This window comes from Lysobacter sp. Root690 (assembly GCF_001427785.1).
In the GTDB taxonomy this organism is placed as follows: Bacteria; Pseudomonadota; Gammaproteobacteria; order Xanthomonadales; family Xanthomonadaceae; genus Lysobacter.
Window position 1 is genome coordinate 247,980 of sequence record NZ_LMHM01000016.1, and the last position, 20,250, is coordinate 268,229.

Consider the following 20,250-nt stretch of genomic DNA (forward strand, 5'->3'; position numbering starts at 1 on the left):
CGCGCAGCTCTTGCAGTCGGATACGCAACGGCCGCCGCAGGCCACCCCGCACCCAGCCCAACTTTCGCCATGCGGCGCCCCCGCGCCACCGGGCTAGACTCGGACGCTGACTCCGAGGGGAATTCCGCATGCTCCGTCCCGTCCTGCTCGCCACGGCGATCGCCGCCGTGGTGCTGGCCGCATCGCCCGTCACCTTCGCCGCGCCCGCATCGACCACCACCGCCGGCCCGGTCGCGCGCAAACCCAGCGCGTTGGCGCTGCACGCCCTGTTCGATGCCGAATGGGAACGCGGCCTGCGCGAGAGCCCGGAAAACGCCAGCTACAACGGCGACAAGCGCTTCAACGACCGCTGGGCCGATTACAGCCTGACCGCGATTCAAGCGCGCAACCAGGCCGATCGCGACGCGCTGGCCAAACTCAAGGCCATCGACCGCGGCGACCTGTCGGTCGCCGATCAGCTCAATTACGACGTGTTCGCCTGGGACCTGGAGCGAAGCATCGAGCGGCAGAAATTCCGCGAATACCTGTCGCCGGTCGGGCAGGCCGGCGGCGTGCAGAGCGCCGACGGCATGGTCGAGGTGCTGCAGTTCGATCAGGTCAAGGACTACCGCGACTGGCTCGCGCGCATGCGCGCCTTGCCCGCGGTGATCGAGCAAAACCAGGCGCTGATGCGCGAGGGCGTCAAGGCCGGCATCACTCCGCCGCGCGTGTTGATGCAACGCGTGCCGGCGCAGATCGCCAAGCAGGTGGTCGCCGATCCGACTCAGAGCCCGTTCTACAAACCGTTCAACCGTTTCCCCGACAGCATCGCCGCCGCCGATCGCGCCGCCTTGCAGACCGAAGCGAAAAAAGTCATCGCCGACACCTTGGTGCCCGCGTATCGCCGCTTCGGCGAATTCTTCGACAAGGACTATCTGCCGCACACCGTCACCAGCATCGCGGTCAGCGATCTGCCCGACGGCAAGGCCTATTACGACTTCCTCGCCGCGTACTACACCACCACCGACCTGAGCGCCGATGCGATCCACCAGATCGGTCTGAAGGAAGTCGCGCGCATCCGCGCCGACATGGAAAAGATCAAGACCGAAGTCGGGTTCAAGGGCAGCCTAAGCGAATTCTTCACCTACCTGCGCAGCGATCCCAAGTTCTACCACAAGACCCCGGCCGAGCTGCTGGAGGCTTACCAGGCCACCGCCAAGCGCATCGACCCGGAACTGGTGAAAGTGTCGAAGATCATCCCGCGCCAGCCCTACGGCGTGCGCCCGATCCCCGACAACGTCGCGCCCGACACCACCACCGCGTACTACCAACCCGGCGCGGTCGATGGAAGCCGGGCCGGTTTCTACTACGTCAATCTGTACAAGCCCGAAGTGCGGCCGACCTGGGAAATGATCCCGCTGTCGCTGCACGAAGCGGTACCCGGCCACCATTTCCAGTTCGCCCGCGGGCTGGAGCTGCCGGACGCGCCGATGTTCCGCCGCACCGGCTATTTCGTTGCTTACGGCGAAGGCTGGGGCCTGTACGCCGAACGTCTCGGTTACGACATGGGCTTGTACGACGACCCGTACGACCGCATGGGCCAGCTGGCTTACGACATGTGGCGCGCGGTGCGGCTGGTGGTCGACACCGGCATGCATGCCAAGGGCTGGAGCCGCGACAAGGCGATCGCGTATTTCACCGACAACGCGCCCAAGACCGAGCAGGACATCGTCAACGAAATCGACCGGTACATCGGTACCCCGGGTCAGGCGCTGGCCTACAAGATCGGCCAGCTCAAGATCTCCGAACTGCGCGAGCGCTCGCAGCGGGCGCTGGGCGAGGGCTTCGACGTGCGCGACTTCAACGACGAAGTGCTCTCGACCGGTTCGGTGCCCCTCAGCGTGCTGGAAAAGCACATCGACGAGTGGATCGTCAGCAAGAAAGCCGGGCGCTGATCGGCGTCCACGAATCGCATCGCGCGAGCGGCGGATCGGTTCCGTCGCTCGTGCGAGGCGATGTCGCAGCTGGTCTTGAGACGTTGGTATCGAGTCGCCGGGCCGGTACGGATCGCGACTAAGTCATCAGTCGCATAGGATTGCGCGACGGAACGGAGTCTTCGCCCAAACCGGCATCGTTGCTCCGTCAAACGGACCCGCTTACGGGGCTGCCTGCGCCCGCGCCAAGCCACGATTTGCTCCCAGCCGGCAAACACCGCCATAATACGCGGCTCCCAAGAGGCCACTGACCTCCTGGGACCTTGCTCCACCGCATCCGCTACCGGACGTCGGGGGGCTGAACCGGGTTGCCGACGGGTTCGCCGTTGGCGATCCATCATCCACAAGGAATCACACCATGCGTCATTACGAAGTCGTGTTCCTGGTCCATCCGGACCAGAGCGAGCAGGTGCCGGCCATGATCGAGCGCTACAAGTCGCTGATCGAAACCGGTGAAGGCAAGATCCACCGTCTCGAAGACTGGGGCCGCCGCCAGCTGGCGTACCCGATCGAGAACCTGGTCAAGGCTCACTACGTCCTGCTGAACATCGAAGTCACCCAGGCCGTGCTCAACGAGCTGGTCGACGGTTTCCGTTTCAACGATGCGATCCTGCGTCACTTGGTCATGAAGCGCGACGATGCCGACACCGAGCAGTCGCTGATCATGAAGTTCAAGGACGAGAAGGGCGACAAGCCCGAGCGCGGTGAGCGCCGTCGTCGTGACGACGACAGCGACAACGCAGTCGGCACCGCCGACAGCGCCGAAGACAACGCCGAAGCCGCCTGAGGATCGATCCCATGTCCAAATTTTTCCGTCGCCGCAAGTTCTGCAAGTTCACCGCCGAAGGCGTCAAAGAGATCGACTACAAGGATCTCAACACCCTGCGCCAGTACCTGACCGAGACCGGCAAGATCGTGCCGAGCCGCGTCACCGGCACCAAGTCGAAGTACCAGCGCCAGCTGGCCACGGCGGTCAAGCGCGCGCGTTTCCTCGCGCTGATCCCGTACACCGACAACCACAACGCCTGAAACAAGCAGTTCGTCCGCTAAACGGACGAACTCTTTGTCTCCCTCTCCCGCCCGCGGGAGAGGGCAGGGGTGAGGGCCAAGGTCGCGACGCTCTGCATCGCGTCCCGCCATACACCCCCAGCGCGACTCATCGATTCCAGCTCTTCGGACAGCGAATCCCGCTGCGGACCTAAAGGCCCGCTAACGAACACGGAGCAAGACCATGCAATTGATCCTCCTGCAGAACGTCACCAACCTCGGCAAGCTCGGCGACAAGGTCAACGTCAAGCCGGGTTACGGCCGTAACTTCCTCGTGCCGCAGGGCAAGGCCGTTCCGGCCACCGCCTCGAACCTGGCCGATTTCGAAACCCGTCGCGCCGAGTACGAAGCCAAGGCCAAGTCGCAGCTCGACGGTGCCGAAGGCCGCAAGGCGCAGCTGGAAGGCGCGGCCGTCACGGTCCACGCCAACGCCGCGACCGAAGGCAAGCTGTACGGTTCGGTGACCCCGCGCGACATCGCCGAGGCGCTGACCAAGGCCGGCTTCCCGGTCAACAAGTCGGAAGTGATCATGGGCGAAGGCCCGATCCGCCGCACCGGCGAATACGACGTGCTGATCCACCTGCACGCCGACGTCGAAGTCACGGTCAAGGTCACGGTCGCCGGCGAAGTCGCCTGATCGCAGCCTGATCGCGGTACTTACGAGAGGCGCCGCAAGGCGCCTTTCGTTTTTGTGGCGATCGCGCGGTGGGCGGACATTCGCGCTTCGGACGATCGCCCGGCAATGAAGTCTCATGCACTGAGACCCAGGCCTGGCATAACGATGCGCATAACTGCCCACCTGTTATCCACAGCTTGGCCACAGTTCTGTATGCAACGCATGGCAGCGCAACGCGACTACCCTGTGCGTCCGGTACCGATTTGCCGTCCGGCGCTGCCCGCGCCGGCCGGGGACAGGCCGCACGCCACCGAATCCCTGGGCCTTGATTGGCTCGATTGGCTGTGCAGACGGCCGAACGACGAGGATCGTCATCCCCGATGAGCGCACGTAGTTCCGGATTCCGCGGCGAAAAACGTTTCGAGACCCGCGCCGAGCAGCGCATCGACCAGTTGCGCGTGCCGCCGCAGTCGATCGAGGCCGAGCAGGCCGTGCTTGGCGGGCTGATGCTCGCGCCCGACGCCTACGACCGCGTCGCCGACCAGATCGTCGAGGAAGATTTTTATCGCCGCGATCACCAGCTGATCTACCGCGCCATCCGCGAACTGGCGGAAAAGAGCCGGCCGTTCGACGCGGTGACCCTGGGCGAGTGGTTCGAATCGCAGGGCCTGGTCGAAGAGGTCGCCGGCGGCGCCTATCTGATCGAACTGGCCAGCACCACGCCGTCGGCCGCCAACATCACCGCCTACGCCGAGATCGTTCGCGACAAGGCGGTGATGCGCAAGCTGATCGAAGTCGGCACCGAGATCGTCAACGACGGTTTTCAACCCGATGGCCGCGACAGCGGCGAGATCCTGGCCAAGGCCGAGCAGCAGGTGTTCGCGATCGCCGAAGCCGGCTCGCGCGGGCGCACCGATTTCACCCCGGTCACCAAGGCGTTGTCGGAAGCCTTCGATGTGCTGCAGACGCGCTACGCCAACGGCGGCTCGGTCACCGGCATTCCGACCGGCTACACTGAATTCGACGAGATGACCGCCGGTCTGCAGAACACCGACCTGCTGATCCTGGCCGCGCGTCCGGCGATGGGCAAGACCGCGTTTGCGTTGAACATCGCCGAGCACGCCGCGTTCCGGACCAAGAAAGCAGTCGCGGTGTTCTCGATGGAAATGTCGGCCAGCCAGCTCGCGCTGCGTCTGATCTCCTCGGTTGGCCGGGTCAACGCGCAGCGCCTGCGCTCGGGCCAGCTCGAGGACGAGGATTGGAGCCGCGTCACCGGCGCGATCCGGCAATTGCGCGAAGCCAAGATCTTCATCGACGACACCCCGGGCCTGTCGCCGGAAGTGCTGCGCGCCAAGTCGCGCCGGCTCAAGCGCGAGCACGACCTGGGACTGATCGTGATCGACTACCTGCAGCTGATGTCGGTGCCGGGCAACAACGAAAACCGCGCGACCGAAATCTCCGAGATCTCGCGCTCGCTCAAGCATCTGGCCAAGGAACTCAACCTGCCGGTGATCGCGCTGTCGCAGCTCAACCGATCCTTGGAACAACGCGCCGACAAGCGCCCGGTGATGGCCGACTTGCGTGAATCGGGCGCCATCGAGCAGGACGCCGACGTGATCGTGTTCATTTACCGCGACGATTACTACAACAAGGAAACCTCGCCCGACAAAGGTCTGGCCGAGGTCATCATCGGCAAGCAGCGTTCCGGCCCGACCGGTTCGCTCAAGCTCAAGTTCTTCGGCGAATACACCCGCTTCGACAATCTCGCCCACGATTCGATCGGCAGTTTCGAATAGCGGCGAGTTGGTTCGAGTCGCACACCTGCGCCGCGCTGAGCGGCGCGGGCAGGCCCAGGGCGGTGTGAAGTTCGCCGGCGTTGGCCATTCTCGATCAGGTCGCCGCTGGCGAGATATTGCCGTCGAGATATAGCCGCGGAATCGCTAGCCACTCGCGTCGGCGCTCGCTGCCGCGGCCTAGCTTGAGATCGGCGCCGGCATCAACCTGCGCATGGTCCAGGCCGATATCGTCGAGCAACCCGCACAGCCTGAGCGAAAGACCGCAGCGCAATGTGGCCGGCGCCCCATTCGTGAGCAGCACCAAGCGATGCCTGGGCGCAGTGCATCGATGCGCTGGCGCGTTGAGGTAGACAGGTTCGGATGAGACACGGCCGCGTCCTTCGTTCGGCTCGCGCGGACTTTATCGCAATGCCTCGCCGCGGCCGAGTCCTCGGCCGGGCCGCTGTCGGGATTGGCGCCACGCCGCGGAAACATGGATCATTCGGCGAGTGCCCAAGGCCGGGCCGCCGCGGATGCTGAGCGCATGACGATCGTCGACAATGCCGCTTACGAATGGCGCGTCTACAACGCCAAGGCGATTCACCGCCTGGAGAATGCGCGTGGCCGGAACGAGTCTCTCATCAAGGGCCGGATCTTCGGCCTGCGCCAGGCCGGGTCGAAGAAAGGCGTCTATCGCCTGATCGTGCGCGAATTGGGCCCGCGCCTGGTGTTTTCCCTGTCCGAACAGGATGTGCTCGGCCTGCTCAAGAAAAGCAGCCCGCTGGCGGAGGCTTCGCCGCATTCGCATCCGAGGGCGAAAACGCTGCGGTCGCGCCTGCAAAAGACCGACCCCAAGGATTTCTGGGCGGTGGTCGCGGCGCTGAACTGGCCGAAATTCGCTCAGGACGCCGACTACGCCGACACGGTCAGATCGGTCCTGCGCGAATGCTATCGGCTGCAGGACGTAAACCGACTGCTGCGCACCGCCGTGCGCAAGCGGCGCGAGCTGCAACGCGCGGTGGAGAAGGCGGAAAAAGCCGCGCGGCGCCAGTTGTTTCTCGGTGGCGACGACAGTCTCTACGACGCCCTGGCGTATGCGGTTTCCAGTGGTCAGGCGCGTTTCGAAGGATTCTTGCTCAAGCCGGAATCCTTCGTGAAGAAATTCAACGCGCTGCCGATGGAGCAACAGAATTTCGAGTATTGCTTCGAGGAATGACGGGTTCATGTCGATGCACGCGGCGATGACGCGTTGCCGTCTCCAGCGCGAATTCACCTAGGTTTTCTCGGCGCTCGCTGGCCATCGTCTCCGTCTGCGTCGCGCAATCGCGACGATGAACTGGCACTCGCCTCGGCCGAACATGCGCGTGGCGCAATGCATCATTGTGTGATTTTGCGCGTTGTATCGCGTTTTTCTCGCTGAATCGCGCATGACGCACTCGGTCGAATGTCGCATATCGGCGATGCGACGCACGACCTTGTTGCTTTGCGATCGGCGTCGCCTATGCGCGTGACGCGTTCTTGTTATAAGCCAAGCAAGTAGATGAAGGCCGCGCAGCGATCCATCGGCATCCGTCGCCGCGCTCGCCATTCCGACTCGAACGCTGGATGCGCAAGGACAGGGTCTTGAGATGAAAGATCTGATCGAGCAAGTCGACGCCAATCTGCAGGCTCACGAAGAATTCGGAAATTCGCGACAGATCATCGCGCTCAATATCGAACGCTATAAATTCGCCCTGGCGGTGCTCGCGCGGAACGACGCGAAACTGCAGGCCTTGTTGCCGCAGGTCGAGCAATGGGATCAGCCGCTCGCTAACAAGATCCTCGGCGATCTGTTGGTCCGGGCCGAACTCGAAGCGGCCATCGAATGCCTGGAAACCGATGCTTCGGCGACTCAGGACACGCAACGTCTGGTGTGGTGCCTGGAGCGCAGCCTGGCCATCGCAGACGGAACCAGAAGCCTGTCCGCGGGCGCGATGGAACGCGATTTTCAGGTTGGGCCGGAGATCGACGGCAGGCGGATCTGGGTCTGGGACCTTGCCGATGGATCCGAACCGGTGGCCGATGCGCTGCGTGAGGCGCTACGACTGGGGTTCATGCCCGGCGGGCATTGCGAGGCGCAGATCATCCGGCCGACGCCGGAAATGGTTCGGCAACTCGACCGCGCCTGCAACTTGCTGCAGGCGCTGGCACCGCAGGTCGCGCACAGCGTGTTCTCGCACCTGCATTCGGCCGTGATCGCGCACATGCGCAACGAACGCGGGCCGATGCTCACCGCCTCCGGCGGCGATTCCACGCCATGCATGATCTTCATCGCGCCGGAGGAGCTGGCCAATCCCTGGGACACGGCCGTTCACATCATGCACGAAGCGGTGCATCTGAAATTGTCGGACATGGTGCGCACCAGCGCGGCGGTCGTCGACGAGGCGATGGTGACCTTGCCGTGGGGCCGGGAGATCACGGTATCGAATTGCCTGTTCGCATTTCACGCCTACGTGCATCTGCAGGTGTTCCGCACCGCGGTCGAACAACTGGGGCCGCGGTACTACGCGGACTACGGCGCACCGGAATCGTATCTGGCCAACACGCGTCCGCATGCGATGTCGGTGGTCAACACCGCCGCGACCACGCCGTTCTCGCGCGGCCATCAGCGCATGATCTACCTGGGCGAGCAGTTCAGGACCACCTGGGCGTCGTACCTGACCCCGGCCGCGCGCCGCATGGTCGATTGGTTGTGTGAAGCGATCGGTCCGATGGTCGACATGCGTATCGAACGGCCCGACGAGGCGCGGGCCGCAGGCGAGGCGCAGGCCGCTACCGCGCCGGCACCGACGATCCGCTACACGAAGAATCCCAAGCTGCATCTGCGCCCGCTGAAAGAGCACGGCATCCTGTTCGCGTCGGTGATCGAACAGCCGCAGATCCGCAAGCTCAACACCGCCGCTTGGCTGATGTTCGAGTTGTGCGACGGCCGCAACGAGCGCGACCTGGCCCAGGCCTATGCGCAGATCACCGGCGTCGCCGAGGATCGCGCCTGGCAGAAGATCGAACCGATGCTGGAGCATCTTGTCGCCAGCGGCATGATCGTGCCGATCGACGACGTAGCGATCGACGACGCGACGACGGTGCGTGAAGGCAGGGCGGCATGAGCACGACCGCGAAGGTCGTCGCCACCGCCGATCGGATCCTGTCCGAGCATCCGAACTTCGGCGATTCCAATCGGATCCTGGCCAAGGTGTACGCGCGCTATCGGTTCGGCGCGGAACTGTTCGCCGAGCGCTTGCCCGGGGTCGCGGCGACGCTTGAGCGCCTGGACACGATGCCCGACGCCGACGTGCGGCGCATCTTCTTCGATCCGCTGGTTCGTCTGGCGACCGAAGATGCCTTCACCGAGTTGGAAACCGGGCAACTGGCATCGCCGCATCGGCTCGAAGATCTGTTGCCGAAGGCGATCGCCGCGTTGCCGTCGGGCCTGTGCCAGTCGCATATGCTGGCGCGTTGGGATCTGAGTTCGGACGAACGCCATTGGATGTGGGCGATCGCCGGCAGTTCCGATCCATACGCAGCGCAGTTGCAGACCGCGTTCGACGGCATTTTCTCGGCCAGCCCGGCCAACCGCGGCACCTTGCTCAATCCCGATGCCGTCGCGCAATCCAAGGTGCAGGACGCGATCGCGCTGTTGTCGATGCTGTTGCCGAACGCCGGCGCCGCGGCGCTGCGTCATGTCGGCGCCATCGCGCTGCTGGATGCGCAGCTCGAGGGCGGCATCGTGCTGTCCGCCGCGGGCGGCGATCTGACGCCGTCGACCGTGTTCATTTCGCTCGAGCAACTCGGCAACCCCTGGGACATCGCCGGCTGCCTGCTGCACGAAGGCCTGCACATGAAGCTGTTCGATGCGGCGCGTTCGGTCTCGCTGGCAAAGGCTCCGGAGGAAACCATCCAGGTGCCGTGGCGCAACGTGCGTTGGTCGATCGTGCGGGCGATCTTCGCCTATCACGTCTACGTGCACCTGTCCTTGTTCAAGGCCGCGGCGCTGTGCGCGGACAAGCGCAGCTTCGAGCTGTTCGGCGATCCGTCGGCGTACGTGATCCGGCCGCATGCGATGTCGGTGGTCAACAACGACACCGCCGCGCAGTACGGCCGCTCCATCGACCGCGCCCGCTATCTGGGCCACATGTTGCAGACGCAGTGGTCGCCGCTGCTGTCGGCCGGCGGGATCGACTTCGTGGGGTGGCTCAAGAGCTCGCTCGACCCGGTCGACGAGGCGGTGTTCAGCGAGGCGCCGGAGGCTCTATGCGCGACGAATTGACGGTGCGCAAGGCGAGTGGATTGCGCTCGCGTCCGGTGCCGCAGGCCGATTGCCTGATGGTGTTCTCGCCGCAGTCGGGAAAGATCCACTGGCTCGGTCTCAACACCTGGCTGGTGTTCGAGCTGTGCGACGGCCGCACGGTCGAGCAAGTGGAGCGCGGCTATGCCGAACTCGCCGGCGACAAGTTGAACGAAGACGGCGCGCGCCGACAGGCGCAGCGCGGACTCGAATCGTTGCTGGGCAGCCGGCTGATCGAAGCCGCGCCTGCGTGACGGACGAGCCGGCCTGAAGCAGAACAGTCATGCAGCAGAACAGTCATGGAGCAGGGGAGTCAGCCGACACGGATGTCGCGACCGTAGCAAAGCAAGCAGTACTTCCACCACAGAGGAGATAGTTCATGAACAATGAATCAACTTGCCTGGAGACGCTGAAGAGCCTCCTGAGCAACAAGAAGACTCTAGAAGAATCGGAAGTGACCACCGGCTCCGCCGATGAACGTCGCTGGTGGCCTCCGTACAGCGTTGCGCCGACCCAGGCGGCGAGTTCCTAGGTAACGGGGATCTGCCGCGCTCGCAACCACGAGTGCGGCAGGTTTTCTTCTGCTTGCAAGGACTGGCGATTTGAGCGCTCCGCCGACCGTGGGCGAGATATGGCGCCCCTTGAACGACAGCGACAAGGCCGTCGTGGTAGTGCGATGCTCGGACGCAACGATCGACTACGCTTGGCTGGACGGCGAGTCCGACTGCGACGGCAGCGCCCCGGCCGCGCAGTGGCATTCGCGGTTCGCGATCGTGCTGGAACAGTCGGATCACGCCCACGCGACGCCGGTGCGGCGCCGGCATCTGATCGACGACTGCGCGGCATGGTTGCGCGGCAAGTCGGTACTGGAACTCGGCGCGCATACCGGCGGGCTGACCGAATCGATCCTCGGCTACGCCGCTTCTGTCACCGCCCTGGAAAACAACCCGCGCTGCGTCGCCCATCTGCGCGGGAAATTCGGTGATCGTGTGGAGGTCGTCGAAGGCGATATGCACCACGAGCTGTGGCGGATCGAACCGCATCGCTTCGATGTGGTGGTCTGCGCGGGCGTGCTGTATCACTCCGCGCATCCGTTCCTGTTGCTCGAGGCGATGGCCCATCTCGCGCCGCAGCGGATCCTGATCGACACCTTGAACCATGGGGTCGACGAGCTGCGGGTGGTGGTGCCGCACATGATCAACAGCTGCAATTACCGCTACAACCAACGTCCCGACTGCGGTTTCTCGCTGGTGCTCGGCGATCGGCTTATCGAGCAGGCGATGGCGACCCTGGGCTATGCGCAGCGAGTGCCGGTGGACAAGCGATCGGCGACGATCGCGCCCAAACTCGACAGCGCATATTTCCGCGAATGGAAAAACAGCTACGCTGCGTGGTTCCATCGGCCGGGTTTCGCTCCAGCCGATGCGCAAGCCGAGTCGCTGCTGGAATGACGAGGTGTTGTCAGGCCCAGGTCTGACGAACCTGCGCGTAATAGTCGCGGAAAAACGGGACCATCCTCGCGCGATCGCTGGCGACGATCGCCAGCAGCTCCGGCGGCAACACATATTCGTCCTCGCCCAGGTCCTCGTACAGGCCATTGAGCATCTGCTCGTAGAAACGCGGAAAAGCCTGATGCCAGCCGACCCGCGGCAAACGGATACCGTGTTCCGAGCCCATCGCGAGGTAGTGCTTGAGCGCTTCGGCGCGGGCCTGCTCCTGGGTGTACAGGCGGATCGGCTTGCGCTCGGGCCGGAAGGTTTCTTCGAACAGTCCCGCTCCGCCGCAGACGCGGTCGGCCATGTGCTGGGCGAGTAACGGCGACAGGAACAGGCCGTCGCGGTAGGTGCCGGTCAGCAGCCACAGACCCTCGACCGAGGTCGGACCGATCAGCGGACAGGTGTCGATCGCGACCGGCCGATTGCCCGCTTGCCAAGTCACGAGCTGCGCCGCGCACAGGTCCTGATCGAGCTGATCCAGCGCGCATTCGAGCAGGAAGAACATATCGGCGGGCGAGGTCCGCAGCATCGGTTGCGCGAACAAGGTATTGGTCGCGCCGATATAGAGCTGGCGGCCGCCGCGCGGCACCGCGTGCAGTCCGCAGGCGAAGGCGCGGTTGGGCGTGCGCAATACGTGTTGCTGCGCGGTCGCCGTCGCGGTTTCCAGCACCAGCGAGGTTCCGCCGCCGGAGAACAGGCGCGGGATGCGCCGCGCCAGATCGGGGTGCGCGTCGAGAATCGTCTGGGTCCACACGCCGGCCGCCAGCACCACCTGCGGGGCCGACACCACGCTGTCGTCTTGAAGCCGCACGCCCTTGATCTGACCGCCCTGAATGTCGAGCGCCTTCACCGTGGCGTCGACGAAACTCAAGTTCGCCGAGCGCTCGATCAGCGTGGTCATCGCCTGCAGCAGCCTGGCGGCGTCGATCGAGCCTTCGCCGGGCAGGAACAGTGCGCGCGAGGGGCGGCAATCCTCCGCCGGGTTCAGGCCGGGGATGCGGTTGGGATCGAGTTCTTCCCAGGCCTCGCCGCTTTCGCGCAGGGCCTGCTGGATGGCGGCATAGTTTTCGTCTTCGATGGTGCCGGACTTGGCGTTGCTGAAGACCACCGTGCCCGGCGTCATCGATACCCGCTCGGTTTCGGCCAGTTCGACGTTGATGCCATCCAGCCAGTCCGGCCAATGCCGCGTCGCGAGCTTGCCTTTCGCCAGCTTGGCCCGGCCCGCATCGGTGCGCAGCAATTGCGCGGTGACTTCGCCGTAGCAGCCCATCATCGCGCCCGCGGCCGCCGAGGCCGCGCCGCCGCGCCCGATCGGGCCGATCACCGCCACACGCAAGCGCGGGTCGCGCAATTGCAAGGCGCGCGCGGTCGCCATGCCGAGCACTCCGTTGCCTGCTACTACGACGTCATAAGTCGACATGTTCGCTCCATCGAGCTGGCCGTTATCGGGCCTTCCATAATGCGGGTGTGTTCACGCCGATGTGAGCGACCGATTGCGCAGAATGCGGACTGCGTTCGGACGGCGCTCGGGCCGCGATGCTCGGGTGCGTACGTGGGCGAGGGGACTTGTCTCACCTGTGACAAGGCGAGCGGCAAACGCCGACAGCGGCCTCGGCCCGCCGCTCCCGATCAGTAAGTGCAGGTTGACGAATACCGAACAGAGTTGCAGACACTATCCACTTCCATCGCAGCGCGGATGCCGTGGTCCGCGTCGCTGTGCAACGTCGATTGATCACGAAAGTGCGTCGTGCAAAGGCTCCGCGCAATCAGCCCGCGCCTTCGCGCATCGATGCGGCCGCGAGACAGTTCCAACGCCGCCAATTCGCCGCCGATCCCCGCGATCCTTGACTCCGCGCACGCTCCACCTCGCCGATTTCGCGACCGCTGGCGCGCACATGCGCCCGTTCAGCTGTAGCGGACTAGCCTGATCGCTCGGCAATGCCCGCGGCGCCCCACACGGGGTTTGACGTTCTCGTGACGAGCCGCGGCGCATGGTGACCGTTGCCCATAACCCAATCGGTGAGTCCATGAACACCCAACTGAAATCCGTGATCGCCGCCGCGCTGATGTCCTGCGTCATGGTGACCGGCGCCGCTACCGCGCAGAGCAAGTCCTCCAAGTCGAAGACGCCGCGTTGCTACGACGTCGAAGTGCAGCGTCCCAAGCAGGTCAAGGACCAGCACAAGATCGCCGGCACCGCGATCGGCGCGGTCGCGGGTGGTCTGCTCGGCAATCAGGTCGGTGGCGGCAACGGCAAGAAGCTGGCCACCGCGGCCGGCGCGGTCGGCGGTGCGTTCGCCGGTCGCAAGATCCAGGAAAACCAGCAGAACAAGACCGAGACCGTGATCGAGCGCCGGTGTGATTGAAGCCGGGATTTGAGATTCGCGATTCGCGATTCGGGATCGGCGCAAGCCGGTCCCGATTTCGTTATGGGGGAAGGATCGCGGACTGGCCTAGTGGCGTCGGCTTTGCCGAATCCCAAATCTCGAATCCCCAATCCCGGCACTTCACATTCGCCTCATCGGCGCGCGAAGCCGTCTCGCTAGAATGTGCGCCATGGCACGACCGACTTCCGCACTCATTCACACCGACGCCCTGCGTCACAACCTCGCCCAGGCCCGCGCGCTCGCCCCCCACAGCCGGGTGATGGCGGTGGTCAAGGCCGACGGCTACGGCCACGGGCTCGAACGCGTCGCGCGCGCGCTCGAAGGCGCCGACGCCTTCGGCGTGGCCTCATTGTCCGACGCCGACCGCCTGCGCGCGGCCGGGCTGTCGCAGCCGATCGTGCTGCTGTCGGGTTTCGACGAAGCCGACGATCTGCCGCAACTGCGCCGGCTCGGGGTCGAAACCGTGGTCCACCACATCAGCCAGGTCGAGATGCTGGAACAGGCCGCCGACGGCGATCCGATCCGCTGCTGGCTCAAGGTCGACACCGGCATGCACCGGCTCGGCTTCGCGCCCGAACACTTGCACGAAGCGCACGCGCGGCTGAGCGCGGCGGCCAGCGTCGCCGACGGCATCGTGCTGATGAACCATTTCGCCAGCTCCGACGAATTCGACGGCGACTCGCCGGGCAACCGCCAGACTCGCGAACAGCAGCGCGAATTCGCCGCCGCGATCGATGGCCTGAGCGGCGCGCGCTCGCTGGCCAATTCGGCCGCGGTGCTCGGCTGGCCGGACGCGCATGCCGACTGGATCCGTCCGGGCGGCCTGCTGTACGGCATCAGCGCGGTCGAAGGCCGCAACGGCGAGGACTTCGGCCTGCGCCCGGCGATGACCCTGTCGACCCGCCTGATCGCGGTCAACGCGGTCCGCAAGGGCGAACGCGTCGGCTATGCGGCGACCTGGGAATGCCCAGAAGACATGCTGATCGGCGTGGCCGCGATCGGTTACGGCGACGGCTACCCGCGCGCCGCGCCCTCGGGCACGCCGGTGCGCGTGGCCGGGCACGACACCCAGGTCATCGGCCGGGTCTCGATGGACCTGATGACCATCGACCTGCGCGGCATTCCGCAGGCCAAGGTCGGCGACCCGGTGGTGCTGTGGGGGCCGGAGCTGCCGGTCGAACGCATCGCCCAGGTCAGCGGCACGATCGGGTACGAGCTGACCTGTTCGATCACCCGACGGGTCCGTTTCGTCGAGAGCTGAGCCGGCCGGACGCTGCGGTCACTGCATCCGTGTTCGGCCTGCAGCGAACCAGCCGGGTCGATACCTGCAATGCATGCGTGTTCTGTGCATCAGGTCCGTCTTTTGTGCCTCGTGATGCTCGGATTGGTCTGAAAAGGCGATTTCTGGGTAGGGGTGCTCATCCATCGGCCCGTTTGCACCCATGTCGGGCGCGCGATGCGCGCCGGCGGCCGCTCCGCCCGGAGTCCGGCCCATGGTTGCAAGCAGGGGGATCGATGAAGCAGAGCAAGTTGGTATGCGCGTTGGGCCTGGGTCTGGCCGCGATGGTGTCGTCGGCGACTTCGATGGCGCAGGAACAGCCCAATCCGAACCGCGTGTGGGTCAAGTTCAAGCAGAACAACACCACCGCGGCCGGCGCCCTGGGCAAGAGCGCGGGCGCGGTTCCGCTCAGCCTGCAGCAGCGGGTGAGCGCATTGCGCGGCAAGCTGGCCGCCTTGAAGGCCGGCGATGCGGCGGTGAACTTCCAGTTCGACAAGCTCAATGCTGCGGTGCTGACCCTGCCGTCGGCCGACGCGATCAAGGCCTTGCGCGCCAATCCCGATGTCGAATCGGTCGAGATCGACTACCCGCGATATCCGATGGCGCAGAGCGTTCCCTACGGCATCGACCAGGTCCAGGCGCGCGACGCGTGGGACGTCAACCGCGACGGCGTGATCGACGCGGGCGCGGCGAGCGGCGCCGGCATCAAGGTCTGCGTGATCGACTCGGGCATCAATTCCACCCACGAGGATTTCGCCGGCGTCGCCCTGACCGGTTACCCGACCGGCTGGAACACCGACACCTGCGGCCACGGCACCCATGTCGCCGGCACCATCGCCGCGGCCAACAACGCCACCGGCGTGGTCGGCGTCAGCCCGGGCAAGGTGTCGCTGCACATCGTCAAGATCTTCGGCAGCAACGGCTACAACGGCAGCGGCCACGGCCAGTGCTCGTGGACTTACAGCTCGACCCTGGTCGACGCGGCGCAGCGCTGCGCCAGCGCCGGCGCCAAGGTCATCAACATGAGCCTGGGCGGGGCGAACAGCTCCACCACCGAACGCAACGCGTTCCAGACCCTGGCCAACAACGGCGTGCTCAGCATCGCCGCGGCCGGCAACGACGGCAACGCGACCCTGAGCTATCCGGCGTCCTATCCGAGCGTGGTGTCGGTGGCCGCGGTCGATCAGAACAACGTCAAGGCCAGCTTCTCGCAGTTCAATGCCGAGGTCGAACTGTCCGGCCCGGGCGTGGACACCTTCAGCACCACGCCGCTGGCCAACGACCCGCTGGTCGTCGGCAACAGCCAGTTCGCCGCCAATCCGATCTCCGGCTCCAAGCAGACCACCGCCAGCGCGGGCTGGGTCAACGGCGGCCTGTGCACGGCTTCTTCGTCGGCGTGGCGCAACAAGGTCGTGCTGTGTCAGCGCGGCACCAACACCTTCAACGACAAGGTCACCCGGGTCAAAACCGGCGGCGGCCTGGCCATGGTGATCTACAACAACGTCGACGGCCCCTTGCTGGCCGGGTTCTACAACACCGCCACGCCGCCGCAGCCGGTGACCAACACCCTGCCGGCGGTCGGCATCAGCAAGGTTGACGGCGAGACCATCATCGCCAGCCTGGCCGGGCAGACCGCCACCGTCGACGCCACCCCGTCGGTCAGCAACGTCGCCTACGAGAACAAGAGCGGCACTTCGATGGCGACCCCGCACGTGGCCGGCGCCGCCGCTGTGGTGTGGAGCAGCAAGCCGGCCGCGACCGCGCAGCAGGTGCTCGAGGCGCTGGAAACCACCGCGCTCGACATCGACGCGGCGGGCCGCGACAACAACACCGGCTGGGGGCTGGTGCGGATCCCGGCCGCGATCGCCGAGTTGCAGTCGCAGTAACCGACCCGTCGCAGCTTCAGCCCCTCTCCCATCACGGGGAGAGGGGTTCGGCGAGGGGGCGGGGCGGGCGAGGGCCCGCTGCATCCGCGCGCGACCCGGACCCGCGCCCACACCGCCGCGATAGCGCGTCCCGACCACGCGCGCCGACGACACGGCATACTGCCGGTCTCTTCCATCACGGTCGTCGCGATGCCCGATACCAACGCCATCGCCTTGGTCTGGTTCCGCAACGACCTGCGCCTGTGCGACAACCCGGCCCTGCGCGCCGCGCTGGACGCGGGCTATATCCCGGTTCCGATCTACATCCATGCGCCCGACGAGCACGGCAGCTGGCGCCCCGGCGCCGCCTCCGATGCCTGGCGCCATCGCTCGCTCGATGCACTCGATCGCGACCTGCGCGAACGCGGCTCGCACCTGCGCCGTTTCTTCGGCCCGAGCCTGGCCACGCTGCAATCGCTGGTCCTCGCGACCGACGCCAAGGCGGTGTTCTGGAACCGCCGCTACGAGCCCTACATCGAAAAGCGCGACACCAGGATCAAGCAGGCGCTGCGGCGCATGGACCTGGAGGTCGAAAGCTTCAACAGCGCGCTGATGTTCGAACCGTGGACCTTGCGCACCAAGCAAGGCGGCCCATTCAAGGTGTTCACCCCGTTCTGGCGCAGCGCGCTGGCGAACTGGAAGGACGAACCGCTGTGGGACCCGCCGGCTTCGCTGCCGAGCACCCGCGAAGGGCCCGAAGGCGTGCCGCTGGCGGCGCTGCGCCTGTCGCCGCGGCGCGATTGGGCCGATGGGTTCTGGGAAGAGTGGACACCCGGCGAAGCCGGCGCGCATGCCGCGCTCGAGGTATTCGTCGACGGCGCCTTGCGCGGTTACGGCGAACAACGCGACCGGCCCGACCGGGTCGGCACCTCGCGCCTGTCGCCGCACCTGCATTTCGGCGAGATCGCGCCGTGGCGCGCGGCCGCGGTACTGCGCGAGCACCGCACCGCGGCCAATGCCGGCGATGTCGACTCGGCGGTGCGCGAACTGGGCTGGCGCGAATTCGCCCATCACCTGCTGCATCATTTTCCGGACACGCCGGAACAGAACTTCAACCCGCGCTTCATCGATTTCGATTGGGCGAAGGTGTCGGAGCCGAAGCTCGAAGCCTGGCAGCAAGGCCGCACCGGCGTGCCGATCGTCGACGCCGGCCTGCGCGAGTTGTGGGCCACCGGCTGGATGCACAACCGCGTGCGCATGATCGTCGCCAGTTATCTGACCAAGCACCTGCGCTATCACTGGCGCCATGGCGCGCGCTGGTTCTGGGACACCCTGGTCGATGCCGACCTCGCCAGCAATACCCTCGGTTGGCAGTGGGTGGCCGGCACCGGCGCCGACGCCGCGCCGTACTTCCGTGTGTTCAACCCGGTGACCCAGGCCGAGAAGTTCGACCCCGACGGCGACTACATCGCGCGCTGGGTGCCGGAACTGGCGCCATTGCCCGCGCCGTTGCGGCATGCGCCGTGGCGCGAACCGCGCACTCTGCAGCGCGTGGCCCCCGACTATCCGCCGCAACCGCTGGTCGATCTGGCGGCCGGGCGCGATGCGGCGTTGGCGGCGTATCGCAAGATGCGGGATTAGGGATTCGGGATTCGGGATTGGCAAAAGCGGGTTGCGCGGCGTCGGCTTTTGCGAATCCCTAATCTCCAATCCCGAATCCCGGCTGTTCGCGTTGACGTCGCTCACGAGCGCGTGATTCACTCGCTGGACTCGCTTGGGAGGGCGCATGGCCACTGCAGAAAACGCCGGTTCGGAAGCACCATCGCGCAAGCGCGCGCGCCGCGAAGCGATGTCGCGGGTCGATACGGCCTGGCTGCGGATGGAACGTCCGACCAATCCGATGATGATTACCGGCGTGTTGATGTTCGCCGAGCCGATGTCGGTCGATGCGCTCAAGCGCGTGGTCAAGCAACGTTTCCTCGCCTATTCGCGCTTCCGCCAGAAGGCCGTCGACACCGCGGCCGGCGCGTACTGGCAGACCGACGAGGATTTCGAACTGGACTGGCATGTCCAGCACACGGCGTTGCCGGGGCGCGGCGGCAAGCGCGCGCTGGAGCGTTTCGTGAGCCAGCTCGCGTCGAGTCCGCTCGATGCCAGCCGGCCGTTGTGGCAGTTCCATCTGGTCGAACGCTACAACGGCGGTTCGGCGCTGGTCGCGCGCATCCACCACAGCTACGCCGACGGCATCGCCCTGGTGCAGGTGCTGTTGTCGCTGACCGATACCACCGCGCAACCGGCCAAGGGCAGCGATCTGGCCCATGCCTGGCTCAAGCAGGACGGCGCCGACGTGGCCCGGCGCGTGGGCGCGGTCGATCGCTACATGAAGCTCGGCAGCCGCGCGATCGAAAAAGGCATGGAGATGTACCGCGACCCGACCCTGGCCGCGATGCTGGCGAAGGAGGGCGGCGAGATCGCGCGCGAGCTGTTGCATGCGCTGTCGCTGTCGGACGATCCGCCGTCGATGCTGCGCGGCAAGCTCGGGGTCAGCAAGCGCGTGGCCTGGGCCGAGCCGCTGAACCTGGAAGAGGTCAAGGCGGTTGGACGCGCCTGCGATTGCACGGTCAACGACGTGCTGATGGCGACCGCGGCCGGCGCGCTGCGCAGCTACATGATCGAACGCGGCGATCAGGTCGACGGGCTGACCCTGCGCGCGACCGTGCCGGTCAACCTGCGACCGCTCGAACACGCGCGCAAGCTCGGCAACCACTTCGGCCTGGTGTTCCTGGACCTGCCGGTTGGCGAGAGCAATCCGATCCGCCGGGTCGAACGCGTCGCCGAGTGCATGAATAATCTCAAGAATTCTCGCCAAGCCATTGTCGCATTTGGGCTTTTGGCCGCGCTCGGCATGGCACCGGCGCAGGTCCAGGGGCTGGCGCTGGAGCTGTTCAGCCGCAAGGCGACGGCGGTGGCGACCAACGTGCCCGGTCCGCAGCAGCCGCTGTACATGGCCGGCAGCCGCCTGGACGAGATGATGTTCTGGGTGCCGCAGACCGGCTCGATCGGCGTGGGCATCTCGATCCTGAGTTACAACGGCCGGGTCCATTTCGGCCTGATCGCCGACGCCAAGTTGATCCCGGATCCGGACGAAGTCATCAGCCGCTTCGGCGCCGAGTTCGACAAGCTGCTGTACTTGGCGCTGATGGGCAATTGGGACGTGACCCTGGATGCCGACGCTGCGGATGCGTTGATCGCCTGAGGCTTCAACGCAGGGTTCACGGCAGCCGGCGACGCCCTGACTGTGTCGCCAGCAGACTTTGGCGACTGAAAAGTCGGCTCGCTGTGTAGGCGTGCGGGCAGGGCGTACGGGACGTGGCGACATACGACGCAGTTGATCCACGCCGTTGCTAGCGCTCGCACAACACCCCACGCCTTCAAGACACCTGAAAACGGTTTACGCCTGCCGTCGCCTGAACAGGCGGCCGGCCTCG

Annotated in this window: 18 protein-coding genes; 16 read left to right on the top strand and 2 right to left on the bottom strand. The window is 65.8% G+C overall.

All coding sequences use genetic code 11. From position 1 onward, the window contains the following. Positions 1-128: 128 nt before the first annotated feature. The 5 genes from ASD86_RS18750 (at position 129) to ASD86_RS18770 (ending at position 5,432) form a co-directional block, all read left to right on the top strand. Positions 129-1,934 (top strand): DUF885 domain-containing protein, encoded by a 1,806-nt coding sequence (locus ASD86_RS18750; RefSeq protein WP_056114100.1) that lies wholly within the window; start codon positions 129-131, stop codon positions 1,932-1,934. A 397-nt stretch (positions 1,935-2,331) separates the two neighbouring features. Beyond that, entirely contained in the window at positions 2,332-2,760 is a 429-nt protein-coding gene (rpsF, locus tag ASD86_RS18755; RefSeq protein WP_056114103.1) for a 30S ribosomal protein S6, read from the top strand. A gap of 11 nt (positions 2,761-2,771) precedes the next feature. Beyond that, on the top strand, positions 2,772-3,002 hold the full coding sequence (gene rpsR / locus ASD86_RS18760; RefSeq protein WP_031372470.1) for a 30S ribosomal protein S18: 231 nt from the start codon (positions 2,772-2,774) through the stop codon (positions 3,000-3,002). A gap of 202 nt (positions 3,003-3,204) precedes the next feature. Further along, positions 3,205-3,657, top strand: coding sequence for a 50S ribosomal protein L9 (gene rplI / locus ASD86_RS18765; RefSeq protein WP_046656666.1), 453 nt, complete (start codon positions 3,205-3,207; stop codon positions 3,655-3,657). A 359-nt stretch (positions 3,658-4,016) separates the two neighbouring features. Next, complete coding sequence (locus ASD86_RS18770) at positions 4,017-5,432, top strand: replicative DNA helicase (RefSeq protein WP_056114106.1); 1,416 nt, start codon at positions 4,017-4,019, stop codon at positions 5,430-5,432. Between the two features lie 94 nt (positions 5,433-5,526). On the opposite strand, the gene ASD86_RS18775 is transcribed toward ASD86_RS18770, so the two are convergent. Continuing rightward, the gene (locus ASD86_RS18775; protein ID WP_157476841.1) at positions 5,527-5,733 is read right to left on the bottom strand and encodes a hypothetical protein; all 207 of its coding nucleotides are present in this window, start codon (positions 5,731-5,733) and stop codon (positions 5,527-5,529) included. A 150-nt stretch (positions 5,734-5,883) separates the two neighbouring features. On the opposite strand from ASD86_RS18775, the gene ASD86_RS18780 reads away from it, so the two are divergent. The 6 genes from ASD86_RS18780 to ASD86_RS18795 all read left to right on the top strand — a co-directional run bounded on the left by ASD86_RS18780 (position 5,884) and on the right by ASD86_RS18795 (position 11,186). Continuing rightward, positions 5,884-6,627, top strand: a complete 744-nt coding sequence (locus tag ASD86_RS18780) for a hypothetical protein (protein ID WP_157476842.1) — start codon at positions 5,884-5,886, stop codon at positions 6,625-6,627. A gap of 412 nt (positions 6,628-7,039) precedes the next feature. Continuing rightward, positions 7,040-8,557: a PqqD family protein gene (locus tag ASD86_RS18785; RefSeq protein ID WP_056114114.1), complete on the top strand. Its 1,518-nt coding sequence runs from the start codon at positions 7,040-7,042 to the stop codon at positions 8,555-8,557. Further along, positions 8,554-9,717 carry an HEXXH motif-containing putative peptide modification protein gene (locus ASD86_RS18790; RefSeq protein ID WP_200957266.1) on the top strand — a complete coding sequence of 388 codons (1,164 nt, stop codon included), beginning with the start codon at positions 8,554-8,556 and terminating at the stop codon, positions 9,715-9,717. The genes ASD86_RS18785 and ASD86_RS18790 overlap by 4 nt, the downstream gene beginning before the upstream one ends. Beyond that, complete coding sequence (locus tag ASD86_RS27475) at positions 9,702-9,989, top strand: hypothetical protein (protein WP_200899834.1); 288 nt, start codon at positions 9,702-9,704, stop codon at positions 9,987-9,989. Before ASD86_RS18790 ends, ASD86_RS27475 begins: the two co-directional genes overlap by 16 nt. A 125-nt stretch (positions 9,990-10,114) precedes the next feature. After that, entirely contained in the window at positions 10,115-10,267 is a 153-nt protein-coding gene (locus ASD86_RS27480) for a hypothetical protein (RefSeq protein WP_187313394.1), read from the top strand. 70 nt (positions 10,268-10,337) lie between these two features. Continuing rightward, on the top strand, positions 10,338-11,186 hold the full coding sequence (locus tag ASD86_RS18795) for a class I SAM-dependent methyltransferase (RefSeq protein ID WP_162253696.1): 849 nt from the start codon (positions 10,338-10,340) through the stop codon (positions 11,184-11,186). Positions 11,187-11,196: 10 nt separating this feature from the next. Here the strand turns inward: ASD86_RS18795 and ASD86_RS18800 are convergent, their stop codons facing one another. Next, positions 11,197-12,651 (bottom strand): FAD-dependent oxidoreductase, encoded by a 1,455-nt coding sequence (locus ASD86_RS18800; RefSeq protein ID WP_056114120.1) that lies wholly within the window; start codon positions 12,649-12,651, stop codon positions 11,197-11,199. 658 nt (positions 12,652-13,309) lie between these two features. Between ASD86_RS18800 and ASD86_RS18805 the strand changes: the two genes are divergently transcribed. The 5 genes from ASD86_RS18805 (at position 13,310) to ASD86_RS18825 (ending at position 20,018) form a co-directional block, all read left to right on the top strand. Beyond that, the gene (locus ASD86_RS18805) at positions 13,310-13,597 is read left to right on the top strand and encodes a glycine zipper 2TM domain-containing protein (RefSeq protein WP_235567838.1); all 288 of its coding nucleotides are present in this window, start codon (positions 13,310-13,312) and stop codon (positions 13,595-13,597) included. Positions 13,598-13,787: 190 nt separating this feature from the next. Then, positions 13,788-14,879, top strand: a complete 1,092-nt coding sequence (gene alr / locus ASD86_RS18810; RefSeq protein ID WP_056114127.1) for an alanine racemase — start codon at positions 13,788-13,790, stop codon at positions 14,877-14,879. Between the two features lie 254 nt (positions 14,880-15,133). Then, complete coding sequence (locus ASD86_RS18815; RefSeq protein ID WP_056114130.1) at positions 15,134-16,783, top strand: S8 family serine peptidase; 1,650 nt, start codon at positions 15,134-15,136, stop codon at positions 16,781-16,783. A 189-nt stretch (positions 16,784-16,972) separates the two neighbouring features. Beyond that, positions 16,973-18,403, top strand: coding sequence for a deoxyribodipyrimidine photo-lyase (locus tag ASD86_RS18820; protein ID WP_056114132.1), 1,431 nt, complete (start codon positions 16,973-16,975; stop codon positions 18,401-18,403). A gap of 145 nt (positions 18,404-18,548) precedes the next feature. Then, positions 18,549-20,018, top strand: a complete 1,470-nt coding sequence (locus ASD86_RS18825; RefSeq protein ID WP_056114135.1) for a wax ester/triacylglycerol synthase family O-acyltransferase — start codon at positions 18,549-18,551, stop codon at positions 20,016-20,018. The last annotated feature ends 232 nt before the right edge of the window (positions 20,019-20,250 follow it).